Annotated in this window: 4 protein-coding genes; 2 read left to right on the top strand and 2 right to left on the bottom strand. The window is 45.3% G+C overall.

Annotated features, from left to right (window positions below):
- Together PX481_RS20180 and PX481_RS20175 are read left to right on the top strand one after the other, a co-directional pair.
- Window positions 1-388 (top strand): polysaccharide pyruvyl transferase family protein (locus tag PX481_RS20180; RefSeq protein WP_288095655.1); only part of this gene is annotated, 388 nt, incomplete at its 5' end.
- Window positions 389-662: 274 nt separating this feature from the next.
- Complete coding sequence (locus PX481_RS20175) at window positions 663-1,013, top strand: hypothetical protein (RefSeq protein ID WP_002760665.1); 351 nt, start codon at window positions 663-665, stop codon at window positions 1,011-1,013.
- Here the strand turns inward: PX481_RS20175 and PX481_RS20170 are convergent, their stop codons facing one another.
- Window positions 1,014-1,583: an ExbD/TolR family protein gene (locus PX481_RS20170; protein ID WP_288028180.1), complete on the bottom strand. Its 570-nt coding sequence runs from the start codon at window positions 1,581-1,583 to the stop codon at window positions 1,014-1,016.
- A gap of 18 nt (window positions 1,584-1,601) precedes the next feature.
- Entirely contained in the window at window positions 1,602-2,240 is a 639-nt protein-coding gene (locus tag PX481_RS20165; RefSeq protein ID WP_002760669.1) for a MotA/TolQ/ExbB proton channel family protein, read from the bottom strand.
- Window positions 2,241-2,295: the final 55 nt, after the last annotated feature.

Here is a 2,295-nt window from a genome sequence, read left to right as displayed (position 1 = left end):
GTCGCGGGATTTGCCCCTCTGTGAAGCTGTAGCCCGTCAATTAAGGGAAAATTATCAAATCATTAGCTTAGAGGATCCAAGACAGTTAAAAGGCTTATTTCGTGGGGTAGAAATGGTGATCGGAATGCGCTTTCATAGTTTAATTATGGCCGCGGCAGAAGATTGTCGTTGTTTTGCCCTTAGTTATGATCCGAAAGTGTCGCGATTAATTGCCGAAGTACCGATGCCGGGTTGGGAATTAGATCAGTTACCAGAGGCAGTTAATGATATTAGTGCCACTTGGATTGATTTTTATGCCAATGGAGAGGGATTAACCAGCGATCGCAAACATTTTTTAATCGATCGAGCTTTAATTCATCGAGAAATTTTATCTAGATTGGTGAGCTAATTTTTATGTCGAGTGCGATTACCGATGCCAGGGCTATTTCATTCTAAAAAGTCTCAAAATATGCTTAAGTCCTTGTTGTGGCATAGGTTTTGATCAAGGGGAAAGGAGGCACTCGGCACATCCCCATCCTGCTTCGGTCTCGTGTGGGGACTTCCCGTGCCATATTTTCGTTAAGGGCAGTAAAGGGATCGTTAAATCAATCAGAAATTGTTATAGCCCATTTCCTCCAGAGCCTAGCATAGAGGGGAAACCTCCTTTATCCCTAGGTAATTGCATGAATGGACTACAACAACAGATTATCAGTCTTGAGCAGAAAGTCGAGCGTTTACAGGATATTGTCGAAAGCCTCAGCCAGCAAATTGCTATCCTAGCTGGGGATAAATCGAGTCATTCCCGGCGAGAATCTCTGGAAATGGTCGGTTTTTCCGAGTTATCCGATAATAGCCTCTACGATCATAAAGATATTCTCCGGGATCACGGTGGCAAACAAGCGCCAGCTGTCAATGGCGATAATTCTTTTGCCGATGAAATCCAAATTCGCCGATTAACGGCACAATTGACAGCGGCCTACAATCGCATTGCCGCCCTCGAAGAACAATTACTCAGCTATCGCATCCATTCCTAGTTAATTGCTGCCCAGAGGATGGGGTAAACTGGGCAAGGTGGGATTAGTCGGCAAATTGGGCAAAGGATTGCTATTTTCCAGGGTGGGATTATTAGCCTCCCCCGATAGAGTCGCTAAAGCCACACGATCACCGCCTACCTGTCGCAGTAGGTCTAAAACCCCAACCACTTCGTTATAACTGGCATTTCTGGAGGCATTCAGTACCATCAGTCCATTGGGACTATATTGATGATAATTCTTGATCGCCTCGAACAACTGGGCGCGAGTCACCATTTGTTTTTCGACGTAGAGTTGTCCGAAATCATCGAGACTAACCACCAACATTTCCCGCATCGGGGTGGTGGCGGTACTAGCTTTCGGTAAATCGAGACTGATAGCCTGTTGGCGAGATAATCCCACTGCACCGAGAATAAAGAAAGTGAGGATACAGAAAATTACATCGATCAAGGGAATGATATTAACCTGCACATCCTCTTGAATGCGGTGTTGATCATGCCATAATTTGAGCGGACGAGCCGTAATATGGCTACTTTTTGGCTTTTTGTGGTTAAGAGATTTAGTTTCGGCCATGCTTGATAAGGGAGAGATTTAGCGATCGAGAGGTTTTTCTAGGTTAGCACTGAGGGCGTATTGTTGGTCTTCTTGGTGTAACCAGCGTTGGCGGTAGATAATTTCTAAATCACTGCCGGCCTTGCGAAAAATTCGGGCTTGATTGAACCAGAGTCCCTGAAAAACACGATAGAAAGCGAGGCTAAAAATAGCGACAATTAGGCCGGTAGCGGTGGAAATTAAAGCTTCACTAATACCTAAAGTTACTCCCGCCGTCGAGGAAGTTCCCAGGTCACTTAATTGAATATTGGCCAAAGAGGTAATTAAACCGAGTACCGTCCCTAATAATCCTAACAGGGGAGAAAGGGCAATGACTGCCTCAAGGATTTTATCGCCCCGTTTCATTAGGGATAATTGTTCATCGGCAGCCGATTCGAGGGCAAAGTGAAAAACCTCTGGATCTGGATTTTCTAAGCGCAGGGGTGCGTAGAGATAGCTACCAATGGGGTGATTGCGGGAATCTCCGGCGACTTTTGCCGCCAAATCCCAGTTACGGATGGCGGATTCCATAATGCGATTTAAAATCTGGCCCTCACTGAGGAGAGTACGACTCCAAAACCAAATTCGTTCGATAATAGTGCTAAGAGCTAAAATAGACAGAAAAAGCAGCGGCCACATGGCCACTCCGCCTTTTTGGATTAAATCAGTTATACTCACGAGTTGTTTTGTTCCT

The organism is Microcystis sp. M53603_WE2 (genome assembly GCF_030065435.1).
The sequence above is the reverse complement of the archived record's forward strand: the minus strand, read 5'-3'. Positions and strand labels throughout refer to the sequence as shown.

Bases quoted from the DNA above. Each gene is read 5' to 3' on its own strand.
- PX481_RS20175 (WP_002760665.1), top strand. From the start codon at position 663: ATGAATGGACTACAACAACAGATTATCAGTCTTGAGCAGAAAGTCGAG.
- PX481_RS20170 (WP_288028180.1), bottom strand. From the start codon at position 1,583: ATGGCCGAAACTAAATCTCTTAACCACAAAAAGCCAAAAAGTAGCCAT.
- PX481_RS20165 (WP_002760669.1), bottom strand. From the start codon at position 2,240: ATGTGGCCGCTGCTTTTTCTGTCTATTTTAGCTCTTAGCACTATTATC.